This window comes from Pseudomonas helleri (genome assembly GCF_001043025.1).
GTDB classification, from domain to species: Bacteria; Pseudomonadota; Gammaproteobacteria; order Pseudomonadales; family Pseudomonadaceae; genus Aquipseudomonas; species Aquipseudomonas helleri.
The window spans coordinates 201,964-219,406 of record NZ_JYLD01000011.1; the positions used below are offsets into that span (position 1 = coordinate 201,964).

General features: G+C 56.7%; 18 protein-coding genes and 1 rRNA gene. 10 read left to right on the plus strand and 9 right to left on the minus strand.

The genetic code is table 11. The annotated features are described in order from the left end of the window. Positions 1-69: 69 nt before the first annotated feature. The 4 genes from TU84_RS18620 to TU84_RS18635 form a co-directional block, all read right to left on the minus strand. Positions 70-513, minus strand: a complete 444-nt coding sequence (locus TU84_RS18620; RefSeq protein ID WP_048371594.1) for a hotdog fold thioesterase — start codon at positions 511-513, stop codon at positions 70-72. A 121-nt stretch (positions 514-634) separates the two neighbouring features. Continuing rightward, on the minus strand, positions 635-1,087 hold the full coding sequence (gene sixA, locus TU84_RS18625; protein WP_048371597.1) for a phosphohistidine phosphatase SixA: 453 nt from the start codon (positions 1,085-1,087) through the stop codon (positions 635-637). Beyond that, positions 1,084-1,416 carry a DUF4389 domain-containing protein gene (locus TU84_RS18630; RefSeq protein WP_048371599.1) on the minus strand — a complete coding sequence of 111 codons (333 nt, stop codon included), beginning with the start codon at positions 1,414-1,416 and terminating at the stop codon, positions 1,084-1,086. The genes sixA and TU84_RS18630 overlap by 4 nt, the downstream gene beginning before the upstream one ends. Before the next feature lie 18 nt (positions 1,417-1,434). After that, positions 1,435-2,460: an NAD(P)H-dependent glycerol-3-phosphate dehydrogenase gene (locus TU84_RS18635; RefSeq protein ID WP_048371600.1), complete on the minus strand. Its 1,026-nt coding sequence runs from the start codon at positions 2,458-2,460 to the stop codon at positions 1,435-1,437. A 236-nt stretch (positions 2,461-2,696) separates the two neighbouring features. Between TU84_RS18635 and TU84_RS18640 the strand changes: the two genes are divergently transcribed. From TU84_RS18640 to TU84_RS18660, 5 genes are all read left to right on the plus strand, one after another. Next, complete coding sequence (locus TU84_RS18640) at positions 2,697-4,595, plus strand: ATP-binding protein (protein ID WP_048371601.1); 1,899 nt, start codon at positions 2,697-2,699, stop codon at positions 4,593-4,595. Positions 4,596-4,843: 248 nt separating this feature from the next. Next, positions 4,844-5,359: a 3-hydroxyacyl-[acyl-carrier-protein] dehydratase FabA gene (gene fabA / locus TU84_RS18645; RefSeq protein WP_032859207.1), complete on the plus strand. Its 516-nt coding sequence runs from the start codon at positions 4,844-4,846 to the stop codon at positions 5,357-5,359. Between the two features lie 11 nt (positions 5,360-5,370). Then, the gene (gene fabB / locus TU84_RS18650) at positions 5,371-6,591 is read left to right on the plus strand and encodes a beta-ketoacyl-ACP synthase I (protein WP_048371603.1); all 1,221 of its coding nucleotides are present in this window, start codon (positions 5,371-5,373) and stop codon (positions 6,589-6,591) included. Positions 6,592-6,717: 126 nt separating this feature from the next. Continuing rightward, positions 6,718-7,134 (plus strand): OsmC family protein, encoded by a 417-nt coding sequence (locus tag TU84_RS18655; RefSeq protein ID WP_048371605.1) that lies wholly within the window; start codon positions 6,718-6,720, stop codon positions 7,132-7,134. Positions 7,135-7,193: 59 nt separating this feature from the next. Continuing rightward, on the plus strand, positions 7,194-8,054 hold the full coding sequence (locus TU84_RS18660; RefSeq protein WP_048371607.1) for a pirin family protein: 861 nt from the start codon (positions 7,194-7,196) through the stop codon (positions 8,052-8,054). Between the two features lie 15 nt (positions 8,055-8,069). Here TU84_RS18660 and TU84_RS18665 read toward each other — a convergent pair whose 3' ends face one another. Continuing rightward, entirely contained in the window at positions 8,070-9,389 is a 1,320-nt protein-coding gene (locus tag TU84_RS18665) for a Na+/H+ antiporter family protein (protein ID WP_048371609.1), read from the minus strand. Between the two features lie 305 nt (positions 9,390-9,694). Here TU84_RS18665 and TU84_RS26835 point away from each other — a divergent pair, with 305 nt between their 5' ends. After that, positions 9,695-11,842, plus strand: coding sequence for a methyl-accepting chemotaxis protein (locus TU84_RS26835; RefSeq protein WP_048371611.1), 2,148 nt, complete (start codon positions 9,695-9,697; stop codon positions 11,840-11,842). A gap of 45 nt (positions 11,843-11,887) precedes the next feature. Here TU84_RS26835 and TU84_RS18675 read toward each other — a convergent pair whose 3' ends face one another. The 3 genes from TU84_RS18675 to TU84_RS18685 are packed head-to-tail and all read right to left on the minus strand — an operon-like array spanning position 11,888 to position 14,189. Further along, positions 11,888-13,207, minus strand: a complete 1,320-nt coding sequence (locus tag TU84_RS18675; protein WP_048371613.1) for an ATP-binding protein — start codon at positions 13,205-13,207, stop codon at positions 11,888-11,890. Continuing rightward, entirely contained in the window at positions 13,204-13,872 is a 669-nt protein-coding gene (locus TU84_RS18680) for a response regulator transcription factor (protein WP_048371615.1), read from the minus strand. The genes TU84_RS18675 and TU84_RS18680 overlap by 4 nt, the downstream gene beginning before the upstream one ends. Then, complete coding sequence (locus TU84_RS18685) at positions 13,872-14,189, minus strand: PepSY domain-containing protein (RefSeq protein ID WP_407729029.1); 318 nt, start codon at positions 14,187-14,189, stop codon at positions 13,872-13,874. Before TU84_RS18685 ends, TU84_RS18680 begins: the two co-directional genes overlap by 1 nt. Positions 14,190-14,375: 186 nt before the next feature. Between TU84_RS18685 and queD the strand changes: the two genes are divergently transcribed. From queD to tnpC, 4 genes are all read left to right on the plus strand, one after another. Beyond that, positions 14,376-14,732, plus strand: a complete 357-nt coding sequence (queD, locus tag TU84_RS18690; protein ID WP_048386287.1) for a 6-carboxytetrahydropterin synthase QueD — start codon at positions 14,376-14,378, stop codon at positions 14,730-14,732. A 208-nt stretch (positions 14,733-14,940) separates the two neighbouring features. Then, a complete protein-coding gene (gene tnpA, locus TU84_RS25690; protein ID WP_082148756.1) occupies positions 14,941-15,258 on the plus strand; it encodes an IS66-like element accessory protein TnpA in 318 nt (105 codons plus the stop codon). Beyond that, positions 15,255-15,590: an IS66 family insertion sequence element accessory protein TnpB gene (gene tnpB / locus TU84_RS18695; RefSeq protein ID WP_048371619.1), complete on the plus strand. Its 336-nt coding sequence runs from the start codon at positions 15,255-15,257 to the stop codon at positions 15,588-15,590. The genes tnpA and tnpB overlap by 4 nt, the downstream gene beginning before the upstream one ends. A 49-nt stretch (positions 15,591-15,639) precedes the next feature. Next, entirely contained in the window at positions 15,640-17,187 is a 1,548-nt protein-coding gene (gene tnpC, locus TU84_RS18700; protein WP_048371621.1) for an IS66 family transposase, read from the plus strand. A gap of 138 nt (positions 17,188-17,325) precedes the next feature. Here tnpC and rrf read toward each other — a convergent pair. Continuing rightward, positions 17,326-17,441, minus strand: a 5S ribosomal RNA gene (gene rrf / locus TU84_RS18705). Positions 17,442-17,443: the final 2 nt, after the last annotated feature.

The window sequence follows — 17,443 nt, forward strand, 5'->3', positions numbered from 1 at the left end:
AGGAATATTCCTCACAACAACGACTGTATGCGCCATGAAAGGCGACACAACGGCCATTACTGTGCCGAATCAGCGCGCTGGAGGTGTTTCGCCCAGCGGGACGACGGCGATGGTCAGTCGCGAAATGCAGTTGAGTTTGCCGTTGTCGTCGGTCAGGCGAATGTCCCAGACGTGGGTGGTGCGCCCCATATGAACCGGCTTTGCCACCGCACTCACCCGCCCGCTACGCACGCCGCGCAGGTGGTTGGCGTTGACCTCCAGACCTACGCAATAGAACTTTTTGGTGTCTATGCACAGGTAGCTGGCCATCGAACCGAGGGTTTCGGCCAGGACCACCGAAGCCCCGCCATGCAACAAGCCGAACGGTTGATGAGTGCGGTGATCCACCACCATGCTCGCGGTGATCGACTGGTCATCGTAGGCATCAAAGGTAATGTCGAGCACGTCGCAGATGGTGTTTTTACGCATCTCGTTGAGGTGCGCGAGGTCCGGCTGGGTGGTCCACAAACTCATGGGTCATTCCTTGCTCTGTGAGTGATGGCTGTCATTTTGTCGTAGGATTTTTCGACAACCTGAGCCCAACTATCTTTCACACAGACCTGATTCTGCAACTGTTGCTACAACGGGTGTTTGCCTACCGGGGGTTATGCACACTCAGCAAGGTCATGCTGCCGGCCAGCGGCCACTCCCCTTCGAGCTCCGCCAGGCTGGCGGTGTGCATCGGCTGCGGCTGACGCACATGACCGTGCTGCAACAGGCTGATCAGCTCACCCACGAAAGGCTGATGGCTGACCAACAATACATTGCCACTGTCTGGCAGCTTGCTGGCGGCGAACTTGGGCTCGCTTTCTGGGGTCAGCCACGGCACGGTGATGAACTCACCGGTAAACCCCAGGGCCTCGCGCACCAACTCAGCGGTTTGCTGAGCCCGTACGTACGGGCTGACCAAAATGCGCTCCAGGGGTTTGCCGATCAAGTGTGCGGCGCTGTAGAGCACTTGATCACGACCATGGGCGGTGAGTTCGCGTTCGGCATCACGTCGGGCGTGAGGCTGAGCTTCGCCGTGACGCAAAATCCACAGCTTCATGGCTTGGTCTCGGTGCCGTTCGAAGGGGCGACGTAAGGGGCTTCACCTTCTGGCGCACGCGGTGCTGGCCAGTCAGCAAAAGGCCAAGGCTTTTGCTCGGTGTGAAAACTGCCAAAGCGCCCGATCTGGGCAAGATAAAGGCTCAGGCTGTCACCAAAGTTCATCAGACAGCCATTGGGGGCGCCGTAGACCAGGCGATAAATCAATTGCACCAGCACCAGGCCGCCGAGCACCAATTGCGCGACTTGCCAGACCAATAGAAAAACCAGCATCCACAGCACGCGTATCACGATGGATTCGTACTTGGGGGCGTTATTGCTGTCACTCATGTGCTGCTCCTGTGCTGATCAGTTGAAACCACTGGTGGAGATAAAGTCGACATCGGTCTTGGGTTCTGCGCGCATCAACAGTTCGATCACTTGGTTGAGCGTACGGCCTTCAAACAGAATGGCATGCAGCCCGGCCACCAACGGCATGTAAACGTTCAGTTCCTGCGCTTTGGCCTTGAGCACCTTGAGGGTATTCACGCCCTCGGCCACTTCGCCCAAACGGGCGACCGCGTCTTCCAGGCTCAGCCCCTGCCCCAACGCATACCCGACCTGATAGTTGCGGCTTTTGGGCGATGAACAGGTCACGATCAAATCGCCTACACCCGCCAAGCCGAGAAAAGTCATCGGATTAGCGCCTTGGCTGACAGCAAAACGAGTCATTTCTGCCAAAGCACGGGTAATCAACATACTTTTGGTGTTTTCCCCCATGCCCAGCGCCACCGCCATGCCGGCGATGATGGCGTAGACGTTTTTCAACGCCCCGCCCAGCTCTACACCGAAGCGGTCGGCGCTGGCATAGACGCGGAAGGTACGCCCGTGCAAGGCGCTCTGCACCTGGGTGCAGAGTGCTTCATCAGCGCTGGCCACCACGGTGGCGGTCAATGCATGTTCTGCCACTTCACGGGCCAGGTTGGGGCCGGACAACACGCCGATGCGGGCTTGAGGGGCGATCTCTTCGAGGATTTCGCTCATCAGTTTAAAACTGTGGGCTTCGATGCCCTTGGTCAGGCTGACCAGCATTTTGCCGCTCAAACGCTCGGCGTGGGGCGCCAGCACGCTGCGCAACGCGCTGGAAGGAAGCGCCACAAAGCACAATTGGCAGCTCTGCAGCGTGGCTTGCAGGTCGGTGACCGGCTCGACACCCGGGTGAATTTTGATGCCTTTGAGGTAGCGCGGGTTTTCTCGATTGAGGCGCATCGCCTCGGCTTGCTCGGGGTCGCGCATCCACTGGTGCACACGGTGACCGTTTTCTGCCAGCAAGTTGGCCACGGCGGTGCCAAAACTACCGCCTCCCAAGACCGCAATAGCGTGCTGTTCAGTCATATGCAATCCCGTCTTCCATCTAACAGTGGCAATGCTCGCATTATACGGGCCGCCAGCCCTGCGACCAGCCCCATAGCGCATCGCTCTGGCGCCGTTGCTTTGAAGCGCACCCTGCCCGTCGTTTTGACCACTTAAAGCCCGATAAATAGGCGGCCCTGACTGTCAAAGTGTGACAGCTCAGTTACCATGCCGCTCTGAAGGTCGCTGAGAAGCACAACTGAAGGGATTCATCATTCATGACGACACGTAGTCGCTGGGATATTCACACCCGCACGCAGATGATGAGTCTGGGCCCAGCTTTATTGATCACCCTGCTGCTGATCAGTTTTTTCACCTGTGTACGGATCCAGGACTTGCGCCAGGAGCTGAACTACACCGGTCAGTTGATTGCCAACCAATTGGCCCCGGCCAGTGAATATGGGGTCATTACCGGTAATGCGGTGATCCTGCAAAGCCTGATTACCGCCTCGCTGAACACCCCCCACGTTGAGTTTGTGCAGATCCAGGACAGTGCCGGCAAGACGCTGGCTCGCGCTGAAAAAGCGGCGTTTTCCCCATCACAAGGGGCCAAATTTGAGGTTTTTCAGGCGCCAGTGCGCTGGCAGAGAGGCCACTCAGGCGATGTGTTTTTACGCAACAACCTGCAAGCCTCTGCGCCAGAAGAGGATTACCTGGGCCGCGTGCTGGTGGGTATGTCCAACGATGCATTCAGCAAGCGCCAACAAGAGATCCTGCTCAAAGCGGTGATTCTTGCGCTCTTTGCCCTGGGTTTTACCTTCCTCTTGGCACGGCGCCTGGCGGCGAACCTGTCCAAGCCCATCAGCGACATGAGCAAAACCGTCAAGGCCATCCAGCACGGTGATTACAAGGCTCCCCTGCCGGTGGTTGACGATGGCGAACTGGGCAGCCTGGCCCAACACATCAATAATCTGGCCTCGGGCCTTGAACAGGCCAGCCGTGAGCAGCAGACGGCTATAACGCAATTGACTCAGGCGCGCGAAGAAGCCGAGAGCGCCAACCGCGCTAAAACTGAATTTTTGGCGATGATGAGCCATGAGTTGCGCACGCCCATGAATGGCGTGCTGGGAATGCTGCAACTGCTCGAAACCACCGAGATGACTGAAGAGCAAAAGGAGTACGCAGACCTTGCCTCGGCGTCTACTGAGCACTTGTTGAAGGTGATCAATGACATTCTCGACTTCTCGAGGATCGAACGCTCGACGCTGGAACTTGAGCACATTGCGTTCAACTTACTGGATTTGATCGATAACTGCGCACAAACGTTCCAGTTCAGTGCAGGCCAGCGGGGTTTGCTGCTGCAACTGACACTGCCTGAGGGCTTGTCGGCCTTGCACGTCCTGGGCGATCCGACCCGGATACGGCAAATTCTGGTCAACCTGATTGGCAATGCATTGAAATTTACCGAGCGCGGCAACGTCAGCATTGAAGCTAAATGGCAGCCGCTGGATCACCAGTTGATTTGGTTTACTTGCACAGTGCGCGACAGCGGCATCGGGATCAGCAACGAAAAACTTGAATCCATGTTTGACGCCTTCCAGCAAGCGGACAGTTCGATATCCCGGCGTTATGGTGGCACCGGCCTGGGCCTGCCCATCGCTCGCACGCTGGCTGAGCGCATGGGCGGTACGTTGCGCGCCAAGAGTGAGGAAGGCCAAGGTTCAGTGTTCACCCTGGAAATTCCGCTGGAGCTGCACCAACCCGTGACCCTGAGCCAACCGCCGGCGCTGGCTGCACAACCGCCCATGGGCCACGGCGGCAAAGTGCTGTTGGTGGAGGATAATCCGGTCAATCAGACGGTCATCGAAGCCACCCTGCGAAGCCTTGGCTACGAAGTGTGCGTGGTCAGTGATGGCGCACAAGCCATTCACCAGGCCAATACCGAAGACTATGTGGCGATTTTGATGGACTGCCGTCTTCCCATCATTGATGGCTATGAGGCCACCCGGCAAATTCGCCAATTGGCAGGCTGCAGGACGGTGCCCATTATCGCGTTGACCGCCAACGCCTTACAGGGAGACAGGGAAAACTGCCTGCAAGCCGGTATGAACGATTACCTTGCAAAGCCGTTCAAACGAACCGATCTGGAACAAATTCTGCAGTGCTGGGTCCAGTAACTTGTGGCTAAAGAGCCACCTGCGACTGGCGTAAAATGCAAAAGTGCGGCAGTCTTAGGCACCCGAATGGGCCCCTGAACCGGCCCGATTTAAATTTTCAGTGCACAAGTGTACATTCCTGTCCTTTGCGCTGTGACTTTCACTACAACGCAATAGTCTATGTGTAGGCTGGCGAACTGAGGCAACATGTTTCGGTTGGTCGGGAAGATTTGCCCCACCCTGCCGCATGGGATTATTGAGGAGCTCGCATGACCAAACAAAACGCCTTTACTCGGGAAGATCTGCTGCGCTGTAGCCGCGGCGAACTGTTCGGCCCAGGTAACGCGCAACTGCCCGCCCCTAACATGCTGATGGTGGATCGCATTACCCATATCAGTGAAGAAGGCGGCAAGTACGGCAAAGGTGAATTGGTCGCCGAGCTGGATATCACTCCAGACCTGTGGTTTTTTGCCTGCCACTTTGAAGGCGATCCGGTGATGCCGGGCTGCCTGGGCCTCGACGCCATGTGGCAGCTGGTTGGCTTTTACCTGGGCTGGCAGGGTTTGCCGGGCCGCGGTCGTGCCCTGGGTTCGGGCGAAGTGAAGTTCTTTGGCCAGGTTTTGCCGACCGCCAAGAAAGTCACCTACAACATTCACATTAAACGCGTCCTCAAGGGCAAGCTGAACCTGGCCATTGCCGATGGTTCGGTGACTGTCGACGGTCGCGAGATTTATACCGCTGAAGGCCTCCGGGTCGGCGTGTTCACTTCAACTGACAACTTTTAAGGGTTATCCGCATGCGCCGCGTCGTTATCACTGGTCTGGGCATTGTTTCGTGCCTGGGCAATGACAAAGAGACCGTCTCCGCTAACCTGCGTGCTAGTCGCCCTGGCATCCGCTTCAACCCGGAATACGCCGAAATGGGTCTGCGTAGCCAGGTTTCCGGCTCCATCGACCTGAACCTCGAAGAGCTGATCGATCGCAAGATTTATCGCTTTGTTGGCCATGCAGCGGCTTACGCCTACCTGGCCATGAAAGACGCCATCACTGATTCGGGCCTGACCGAGGAGCAAGTCTCCAACCCGCGTACTGGCCTGATCGCCGGTTCCGGTGGTGCGTCGACCCTGAACCAGATGGAAGCACTGGACATCCTGCGCGAAAAAGGCGTTAAACGTGTCGGCCCATACCGTGTAACGCGGACCATGAGCAGCACCGTGTCCGCTTGCCTGGCGACACCGTTCAAGATCAAGGGCCTGAACTACTCCATCGCTTCTGCTTGCGCCACCAGTGCTCACTGCATCGGTCACGCCATGGAACAGATCCAGATGGGCAAGCAGGACATCGTTTTCGCCGGTGGCGGTGAAGAGGAGCACTGGAGCCAGTCGTTCCTGTTCGACGCAATGGGCGCGCTGTCCAGCAAGCGCAATGACACCCCTGAGCAAGCTTCCCGTGCCTACGACGCCGACCGTGACGGTTTCGTCATCGCTGGCGGTGGCGGTATGGTCGTGGTCGAAGAGCTGGAACACGCTCTGGCCCGTGGCGCCAAAATCTACGCTGAAATCGTTGGCTACGGCGCAACGTCTGACGGCTATGACATGGTTGCTCCGAGCGGCGAAGGCGCTATCCGCTGCATGCAGATGGCAATGTCGACGGTCGATGCACCGATCGATTACATCAACACCCACGGCACATCGACTCCGGTTGGCGACGTGGCAGAGATGAAAGGCATTCGCGAAGTCTTCGCAGACAAGGCACCGCCTATCAGCTCGACCAAGAGCCTGTCGGGTCACTCCCTGGGCGCCGCAGGCGTTCACGAAGCGATCTACTGCATGCTGATGATGGAAGGCAACTTCATTGCGGGCTCCGCCAACATTGATGAACTGGACCCGGCGGTTGCCGATATGCCAGTGCTGACCAAAACCCGTGAAGATGCAACGATCAACACCGTGATGAGCAACAGCTTCGGCTTCGGCGGCACTAACGCCACCCTGGTTCTGAAGCGCTGGGAAGGCAAGTAAGGCCTCCCCCGCTCACTGAAAATGCCCCGACCTGGTCGGGGCATTTTTTTTGCCCGATGGAACGTACAACCCGGTGCAGTGCTCTATAAAGATCAGGACCTTTATCACTCCACTCTGAGGTTTGCCATGACCGTTACCGTCAACACCGTGTCCCACGAAGGTTTTCGTCACAGCATTAAAATCGACGATTACGAAGTGTTTACTGATGTTCCCAAAGCGATCGGTGGCGAGGGTTCAGCTCCGTCTCCGCACGATTATTTCGACGCCGCGCTGGGCGCCTGCAAAGCATTGACGCTCAAGCTCTATGCGCAAAAGAAAGACATTCCGCTTACCGGGGTGACTGTTGAGGTCAAGCACGATGCCAGCGAAGAGCAACAAGGCAAATACGCGCTGCACGTGAAACTGACCCTCAAGGGCGTACTGACCGACCAACAGCGCGAAGAGCTGCATAAGGTCGCCGACAAGTGCCCGGTGCACAAGCTGATGACCACCGCTGACGTCACCATCGAAACGCACTTGTCAGAAGGCGCTTTCAGCCAGTAATGCGGGCCTGGTGAGCGTTGGGTTATGCTCAACGCTCCCTTTATTGCCTGGATGGGCCCATGCCGACATTCACCGTGATTCACCCGCGCGCCGAAGACGTCGAGGGCCAGCCGATCTTGCGCCCGCTGCCTTCAGCCAAAAGCCGCAGTGTCGGGCCGTTTGTTTTTTTCGATCACATGTTGGTGACCAATTACCCGCCTGGGTACGGCATGAATATCCAACAGCATCCGCACATTGGCCTTTCGACCCTGACTTACCTGTTTGAAGGCCAATTGCAGCACAAAGACAGTTTGGGCTCAGACCAGTTGGTCGGGCCTGGCGAAGTCAGCTGGATGACCGCAGGCGCCGCGATTGCCCATATTGAGCGTACCCCCGCCCCGCTACGCGAGCAGGGCTCGACCTTGCACGGCCTGCAAGTGTGGCTGGCGTCGCCTAAAGAACACGAGCAAGGCGCAGGTTCGTATAGCCATCACCCGGCCGACAGCCTGCCCGTGAGCGATAGCCTGGGGGTCCGCGTACGAATGATTGCCGGGACAGGCTTTTGCCTGGAGTCGCCGGTGCCGGTGCTTTCACCGACGGTGTATGCCGAAATCCATATGCAAACAGCCACCACCCTGTTGATCCCTGATGAACATCAGGAGCGGGCGCTGTATGTGTTGCAAGGCGACATGCAGCTGGAAGGCCAAACACTGGAGCCACACAGCCTGGTACTGCTGCCGGCGGGTGAAGCACTGACCCTGAGCGCAGACAGCGATTGCCACGCGGTGCTGATTGGCGGAGCGCCGCTCGATGGGCCGCGGCGCATGAACTGGAATTTCGTTGCCAGCGACCGCGAGTTGATTGAGCGGGCAAGAGCCCGCTGGGCGGCAGGCGATTGGCCGACCGTCCCTTTCGAGAGCGGCCGGATTGAGTTGCCCTGAAGGCCTGAGACGGCCTTAGAGGATCATCGCGGCGGCCCAGCCGAAGGCCAGCAGTGGCAGGTTGTAATGCAAAAAGGTCGGCACCACGGTGTCCCAGATGTGGTGATGCTGGCCGTCGATGTTCAAACCGGAGGTCGGGCCCAAGGTAGAGTCCGACGCTGGCGAACCGGCATCCCCCAACGCGCCTGCCGTACCGACGATGCACACAATCGCCATCGGGCTAAAACCCAGTTGCACGCAAAGCGGTACGAAGATCGCGGCCAGAATAGGCACCGTCGAAAATGAAGAACCAATCCCCATGGTCACCAGCAACCCGACCAGCAGCATGAGCAGCGCGCCTACGCCCTGGCTGTGATTGATCCAGCCCGCCGAGGCTTCAACCAGTGATTTCACCTCGCCCGTGGCCTTCATGACTTCTGCAAAGCCTGAGGCGGCGATCATGATGAAACCGATCATGGCCATCATTTTCATGCCTTCGGTGAACAGGTCGTCGGTCTCGCGCCAACGCACAATCCCGGACACCGAGAAAATCAGAAAACCGACCAGGGCGCCGATAATCATCGAACCCAGCCACAGCTGAATGATGAACGCGGACGCAATCGCGACCCCGGCCACCAGCAGGGTCAACGGGTTGTAGTTGATCGCGGTCTGTTCAACCTGCTCGATCTTGGCCAGGTCATATTCACGCTTTTTGCGGTAGCTGATGAACACCGCCACCAGCAGGCCAACCAGCATGCCCAGCGCAGGGATAGCCATGGCGTGGGTGACATTGACCTGGCTGATATCAACGCCACTTTTGCTGACGTTGGCGAGCAGAATCTGGTTGAGGAAAATATTGCCAAAACCAACCGGCAGGAACATGTACGGCGTGATCAAGCCAAAGGTCATGACACAGGCAACCAGGCGGCGGTCGATCTTCAGTTTGGTCAGCACATACAGCAAAGGCGGCACCAACAGCGGGATGAAAGCGATATGAATCGGCAAGATGTTCTGCGAGCAAATCGCAACCACCAGCAGTAACCCGATCAATAGCCATTTGACCCTATTGCCGCCGACAGCCTGCTGCTTGTTGACCATCGCCAAGGCTCTGTCGGCCAGGGCATGAGCCAGCCCGGACTTGGCGATCGCCACTGCGAAAGCGCCCAGCAAGGCGTAAGACAACGCCACAGTGGCTCCGCCGCCCAAGCCGCTGTTGAACGCCTCAAGCGTGGCCTCGATGCTCAGGCCGCCCACCAACCCGCCTACCACCGCACCCACAATCAGTGCGATGACCACATGCACACGGGACAGACTGAGCACCAACATGATGCCGACCGCGGCAATTACTGCATTCATAGTTACAACCTCATAGTACGCACCACGATAAAAACACCGTAAAGCGGAAAACTCCGGGCAATAGACTGCTGTTCCAGTCGCCGGATTTGGAAAGGAGGGCTTATTTGAGGGCGCACACTTTGCAGGAGCATCGTCGCCTTGTCAAAGCGCAGGCCAGAAGCGATCGCCAGACCACTGAAAAAGCAATTTATCCCTAGTATTTACAGGGCTTTAGCGCAATTTTTTAACATGAAATTTCGCTTTTTGTCGTAAAGAAATGTGTCAAATGGCCGCTAAGGGTAAAAGCCTCTTTTTAGGATGTCTCCATGTCGCTCAGACAGCTTTCCATACAGTGGAAAATCACCTTGCTCGCCGGCCTTTGCCTTGTGGGTATTGTTGCCCTGCTGGTAGGACTTTCTCTCTACCGCATGGAGTACACCTCCAGCCTGGTAGAAGCCTCAAGCGCAAAAATGCTCAATGAGTCAGCCCAAGCGCGTATTGAAGCTCAGGGTGAGGCGCAGGCCCAAGCCATTAGCCGCCAATTCATGGACGCCTACCAATATGGAAACGGCTTTGCCCGCCAAGTCCTGTTTTTGCGTGAGCAATCTGAAAAGCGCTTTCTGGATGCCTTCGACCTGCGTGAGGACCTGACTCACCAAGTAAAAGCGGCATTGCAGGCCAACCCTGACTTGCTCGGCCTGTCGCTGGTGTTTGAAGCCAACGCACTGGATGGCAAAGACAAGTTGTTTGAGCATCAACCCGTACTGGGCAGCAACGACAAGGGTCGCTTTGCCCTTTATTGGTCACAGCCGACACCCGGCAAGCTGACTTCAATGGCGCTGCCTGAAACCGATATGTCCGACACCAGTATCGGACCGAGCGGTCAGGCCAATAACTCATGGTTTACCTGCCCGCGTGCGACGCTAAAACCGTGCATTATCGAACCTTACTTTTATGACATTGACGGGCAACGGGTGCTGATGACCAGCATCGTTTTCCCGCTGATGGTCGATGGCAAGGTGATCGCTTCGCTCTCCGTTGATATCAACCTCAACAGCCTGCAGGCCATGAGTGTGCAGGCCAGCAAAAAACTGTACGACGGGCAAACCAACGTCGGCATCATCACCTCGGCAGGCTTGCTGTCCGGTTTCAGCGCGGATGCCAGCAAGCTCAGCCTGCGCCTGAATCAGGTCGACCCCGATGACGGTGCCAAGCTGACAGAGTTGATGAACAGCGCGGATCAGACCGAGAGCATCCGCAGCCATCAACGCTTGAAAGTGCTGACGCCGTTTTTGCCGATTCCTGGCAGCAAACCCTGGGGCGTCTTGCTCGATGTGCCTGAAAAGGTTCTGGTGGGGCCGGCACAGGTGCTTCAGGCCGACCTGGAGGCGCGCGATACCACCGGCACTCTGATTGAGTTGGGGCTGGGTTCGCTGGCGGCGATCATCGGTTTGCTGTTGGTATGGTTGATGGCGCGCAGCGTGACTCGCCCGATACTGGGTGTTGCGCGCATGCTGGAGGACATTGCCAGTGGCGAAGGCGACCTGACGCGCCGTCTGGAGTACGACAAAAAAGATGAGCTGGGCCAATTGGCGGGCTGGTTCAACCGCTTCCTCGACAAACTGCAACCGATCATTGCCGAGGTTAAACGCTCCGTGCAGGACGCTCGCAGCACCGCTGACCAGTCGGCGGCGATTGCGACCCAGACCAGCGCAGGCATGGAGCAGCAATACCGCCAGGTGGATCAGGTGGCCACGGCATCTCATGAAATGAGCGCCACGGCGCAGGACGTCGCCCGCAGTGCTGCACAGGCCGCGCAAGCCGCACGTGATGCCGATCAGGCGACGCGAGAGGGCTTGACCATTATCGATCGCACAACCAACAGCATCGACCACTTGGCCGCAGACATGAGCGAGGCAATGGTGCAAGTGGAAGGGTTGGCGGCCAACAGCGAGAAAATTGGTTCTGTACTGGAAGTGATCCGCGCCATTGCCGAGCAAACCAACTTGCTCGCCCTGAATGCGGCGATTGAGGCAGCACGTGCCGGTGAAGCAGGCCGTGGATTTGCCGTGGTGGCAGACGAAGTGCGTAACCTGGCGCGACGGACTCAGGAGTCGGTCGAAGAAACTCGCCAAGTGATCGAGCAACTTCAAGTGGGCACCCAAGATGTCGTGTCGTCCATGGGCAACAGTCATCGTCAGGCTCAGGGCAGCGTCGAGCAAGTGGGACAAGCGGTCACTGCTCTGCAGCAAATCGGCGAGGCGGTGACAGTCATTACTGACATGAACTTGCAGATTGCCAGTGCCGCAGAAGAACAAAGTGCCGTGGCCGAAGAGATTAACCACAACGTGGCCACAATTCGTGATGTCACCGAGTCGTTGTCCGGGCAGGCCAATGAGTCGGCACGGGTAAGTCAGTCGCTGAACTCGCTGGCGAACCAGCAACAAAACCTGATGGATCAGTTCCGCGTGTGACGTGACAGCCGAGAGGCGCCTGTTGGCCTGAGCCGCTGGCGCCTCTTAACGTTTACGCTTTTGCAGTTCGATGATCACTGACAAGCCGCCCAGCGGTCCGGTTTCAAGCCTCATCTCCCCTCCCCATGCCTCCACAATATCGCGCACGATGCCCAAGCCCAGGCCATGGCCGCTGACTTGTTCGTCCAAACGAGCGCCACGACTGAAGACCTGATCACGCTCGGACTCAGGAATACCGGGACCATCGTCCTGGACCTCTATGACAAATCCATTCGGGTTTTGCTGAACACTCAGTTCAACCTGGGAGTCGGCCCATTTACAGGCGTTATCCAATAGGTTGCCGAGCAATTCGAGCATGTCTTCACGGTCCCAAGGCATCTGCAGCCCGGGTGAGGCATTTAACGCCAGGTGCAGGTGATTGCCATGAATCATGCCCAGCGTGGACATTAAGGCAGGCAGTTCTGCATCGCCGTCAAACTGGGCACCCGGCAAGGCATCACCGGCCAGCCGGGCGCGATTGAGCTCGCGACTCATCCGCTGTTGAATATGCTCCAGTTGCTCGCGCAGGCTTTGTTGCAACTGAGGGTAGTGCTCAAATTGCGGGTCATTGACCAAGCTGTATAAGACCGCCAGAGGCGTTTTTAAGGCATGCCCCAAGTTGCCCAGGGCATTTCGCGAGCGCTTTAAGGTGTCTTCAGTGTGGCTCAACAGGTGGTTTATCTGTGTGACCAAAGGCTCAAGTTCAAGGGGAACCTGGGTGTCCAGCTGTGAGCGTTGACCTGATTGCAATTGCACGATTTGTTTGCGCGCGGTTTCCAGTGGCCGCAGTGCTCGACGGACGGTGAGCCGCTGCATGAGCAAGATGACCATGAGCGCAACGATGCCAATGCCCAGACCAATTCTCTGCACTTGCTTGAAGCTTTCTCGTATCGGCGTGTAGTCCTGAGCCACTGTGATGGAAACAGGCTGGCCAAAGCGCAGGTAATCGCTGCGCAGGAGCAGCAACATCTGGCCTTCCGGGCCGGGTTGAAGCGTGCTGTCCAGGCCGGGCTGCTTGGGTCTGGGTAATTGTGCGTCCCACAGTGAGCGCGAGCGCCAATGTGTGTCGCCAAATTCGATGCTGAAATAATGCCCTGAAAACGGACGCTGATAAGCGGGCGACAGGCGTCGCTCATCCAGCTGTAAGCCTAGAGGACCACGGCTAAGCGCGACTAACAGGTTTTCGCTGTCAATCTGCAGGCCAGACTCTAAATATCGCTGAAGGCCATTTTCAAATAGCCAGAGGCTGACCTGGCTCACCACCAGGCCCGATAGCAACAAGACACTGATCAGGCCAATGCTCAAGCGCCGCTGAATGGACTTCACTGATCACCAGACCCGAAGATATAGCCCTGCCCGCGACGGGTTTCTATGACAGAGCGGCCGAGCTTGCGCCGCAAATGGTTCACATGAACCTCAAGCACATTGGAGTCGCGTTCTGTTTCACCGTCGTAGAGATGCTCAGCCAAATGGCTTTTGGAGAGGATCTGTTGGGGGTGGAGCATAAAGTAGCGCAACAGGCGAAACTCGGCAGCGGTCAGTTGCACTTCACTCTCGCCATGGGTAACAGATTGGCGCGACTCGTCCAGGTGCAACCCTGCGGATTTAAGCAACGGCTGGTTCGACTGACCATGAGAGCGGCGCAGCAGCGCTTGTACACGCAGTTGCAGCTCTTCAGGGTGGAAGGGTTTGGTTACGTAATCATCGGCTCCGGCCTTGAGCCCTTCAATCCGCTCAGACCATGAGCTGCGGGCGGTCAGGATCAGCACCGGCGTGGCAAGCCCCTGTGTGCGCCATTGTTTAAGGACGTCGATACCGGGAACACCCGGCAAACCCAGATCGAGAATAATCAAATCGTACGGCTCACTTTGCCCCTGATACAGGGCATCACGGCCGTCTGCCAGCCAATCCACTGCATACCCCAAGCGCGTTAGCCCGGTTATCAATTCGTCAGCCAAGGGGACATGGTCTTCTACCAGCAACAACCGCATTAATCATCAACCTCATCTTTGAGTAGCTGGCCATCTGCGGCATTCAGCTTGAGTTCACGGACGACACCGTCCTGAGTCAGCAACTCAACTTCGTAAACATACATGTCATCATCCTCTTCCAGCTCCGCTTCGAGCAGCTTGGCCTTGGGGTGATACTGGAATGCCTTTTGAAGCAGTTGCTCCAGGGGCAAGATGACGCCTTTTTCTCGCAAACGCAGCGCTTCGTCCTGATCCAGGTCCCGGGAGAAGACCAAACAGGAAAACGTAAAAAGCAGCAGTGCAACACAACCTCGAACGTACTGATTCACGGTGATCACTTACCTCCGATGCATGCCACGTTAAAAATGCGGACTATAGCGTTGTTGGCTTAATTGAAACTGAATATGCAGGTCTGTCTGCCCGTTGGCCTGGAGCTTGATTGTCGTTAGCCGTGCGTTAACTGCTAAACTGCCGCCCTGCATTCATCGCCCAGGCGATAGCCACCTTTCAGAGCTATAAACACTGTGGAAATTTTTAAAGAGTTTACCTTCGAATCCGCGCATCGGTTGCCTTACGTCCCTGAAGGCCATAAATGCGGTCGTTTGCATGGGCATTCATTCAAGGTTGCAATCCATTTGAGTGGCGACATTGATCCTGCAACCGGCTGGATCCGCGACTTCTCGGAAATCAAAGCGATTTTCAAGCCGCTGTATGAGCAACTCGACCATAACTACTTGAACGATATTCCTGGCTTGGAAAATCCAACCAGCGAAGTTTTGGCGAAGTGGATTTGGCAACAGCTCAAGCCCTTGCTTCCTGAACTGTCAGCCATTCGAATTCATGAAACGTGCACCAGCGGATGTATTTATTACGGCGACTGAACGCCGGGATATAAAGAAACCACCTGAGCGGTGGTTTTTTTATGTCTGGAATTTGAACTGCAAGCTGCAAGCGCGTGGGGGCCTGGGCGGGGGGTGTCCAGTTCTACTTGGGGGTTTCGCTGTAAGCGAACGGTGAACACACCTACCGACCTCCCAAATTAAGGGCGATGGTGTCCACCTATTTTTAAGCGGACGCGATAGCCCTTAAATGCGCCAACGAAGCTCTTACCCCAAGTCGTTCAAAGCCCAGGTTGTCCAGCAATGCCTGCAACCCGGCGCCTCCATTTCCAGCGTGGCCATCAGTCACGGCATCAATGCCAACGTGATCCGTAAGTGGCTGCCACTTTTTCGAGATCAACCAGCCACAACCCTAGCGGCGTTTGTTCCGGTAAAGGTCGCCCCGAAAAGACAGGCCGAGTCATCGGTAATCATCGAGCTGCCATTTGGTGAGCAAATCATCACGGTTAAATGGCCGTCTTCCGATCCCGAAGGATGTGTCCGTTTTGTCCGTGGACTTTCTTCGTGATCCGCATCGACACAATTTGGCTGGCCACCGAGCCGATGGATATGCGCTCCGGCACCGAGAAAGCCCTCGCACGAGTCGTGTCTGTCTTCGGTGCGGCGCAGCCGCACTGTGCTTATCTCTTTGCCAATCGCCGAGGCAATCGCATGAAGGTGTTAGTGCACGACGGCCTGGGCGTTTGGCTGGCGGCACGCCGTCTACACCAAGGAAAATTCTCCTGGCCGAGTAATCGGCATGGCGATCAAATGGAGTTAAGTCCTGAGCAATTACAGGCTCTGGTGGTTGGCCTTCCCTGGCAATGGCTTGGGTCTGACGGAGCCATCCGTAACCATTAAGAGAAATGGATGACATACATCGATCAGTAGATCGGGCAGAGTCATCGCCATGATTCCTACTCCTCCTCTCGATCAGCTCGACACTGAACAACTGCGCAGCCTCGCTGCGCAGTTGCTCACACACGTTGAGCATCTAGATACGCAACTGGCGAGCCTCGACAAAGAGGTTCTTCATCAGAAGACCCGTAACCAGCAACTCATTCACGAAATCGCCCTGCTCAAACGCCACCGCTTCGCCAAACGCTCCGAGTCGTTCAGCCCTGATCAGGCCAGCTTGCTCGACGATCTGATTGAGACCGATCTGGCCGCCATCGAAGCAGAGCTTGAAATCCTGGCACCAAAGCCAGCGCAAGCAGCAGTCCGCCAGCAACCCAAACGCACTGCATTGCCTGCCGAGTTTCCACGCACGTTGATTCATCACGATCCAGAAAACACTCAATGCCAATGCGGCTGCGCCCTCAAGCTCATCGGCGAAGACGTCAGCGAAAAACTCGACTACACGCCAGGCGTATTCAGCGTTGAACGGCATATTCGTGGCAAATGGGTCTGTGACAACTGCGAAACCTTGATTCAAGAGCCGGTGCCGGCGCAGGTCATCGACAAAGGCATCCCGACGGTCGGGCTGTTGGCCCAGGTGATGATCGCGAAATACGCCGATCATTTGCCGTTGTACCGCCAGGAGCAAATCTTCGGGCGGGCCGGTCTCGCGATTCCTCGTTCAACGCTGGCCAGTTGGGTCGGCGCTTGCGGCGTGCAATTGCAGCCACTGGTCGATGCCCTGCGCGAGGTCGTGCTTGAGCACAACGTGGTGCATGTCGATGAAACCCCGGTGCAGATGCTCGCGCCGGGCGAGAAGAAAACACAACGTGCTTATGTTTGGGGCTATGCCACGACGGCGTTCGCAGGGATCAGTGCAGTGGTGTACGACTTCAGCCCCGGTCGCTCGGGCGAATATGCCCGTAACTTTCTTGGCGACTGGAAAGGCAAGTTGGTCTGCGACGATTACGGTGGTTACAAAGCCAGTTTTGCACTTGGCGTCACTGAAATCGGCTGCATGACCCACGCCCGCCGTAAGTTCTACGATCTGCACGTCACCAAAAAAAGCGTGCTGGCCGAGCAAGCATTGCGATACATCGCAGCGTTGTATGAAGTTGAACGCGAAGTGCGCGATTTGGAACCGGATGTCCGGCGACGAATACGTAAGGAAAAGGCAGCGCCCCTAATGGACGCGTTTCATGCCTGGATGATCGCCCAGCGCGAGCTTGTGCATGAAGGTTTGGGGATTACCAAGGCGCTGGATTACAGCCTAAAACGATGGGCTGCGTTGAGCCGTTATCTCAACGACGGCACGGTGCCGATAGACAACAACCATATCGAACAGCAAATTCGACCTTGGGCTCTTGGAAGAAAAAACTGGCTGTTCGCCGGTTCTCTACGCAGTGGCCAACGCGCTGCCGCGCTAATGAGTTTGATCCAGTCAGCCAAGCTCAACGGCCACGATACGTATGCTTATCTAAAAGACGTTCTTACTCGCCTGCCGACGCAGCGGGCGAGTGAGATTGGGGAGTTGTTGCCGCATCGATGGCAACCGGCTTAGTTACGCAAGACGGGATGCCCGGACGCTTACGTTTCGCTGGGTTTATCGATTGTTTGTTGCGGGGCGATGATCAGTGTTTTTTCGAGCACAAAAACAAAATCCCTGTCTGCGTGAGCAGACAGGGATTTTGGAATTTAATCTTGACGATGACCTACTCTCACATGGGGAAACCCCACACTACCATCGGCGATGCATCGTTTCACTGCTGAGTTCGGGATGGGATCAGGTGGTTCCAATGCTCTATGGTCGTCAAGAA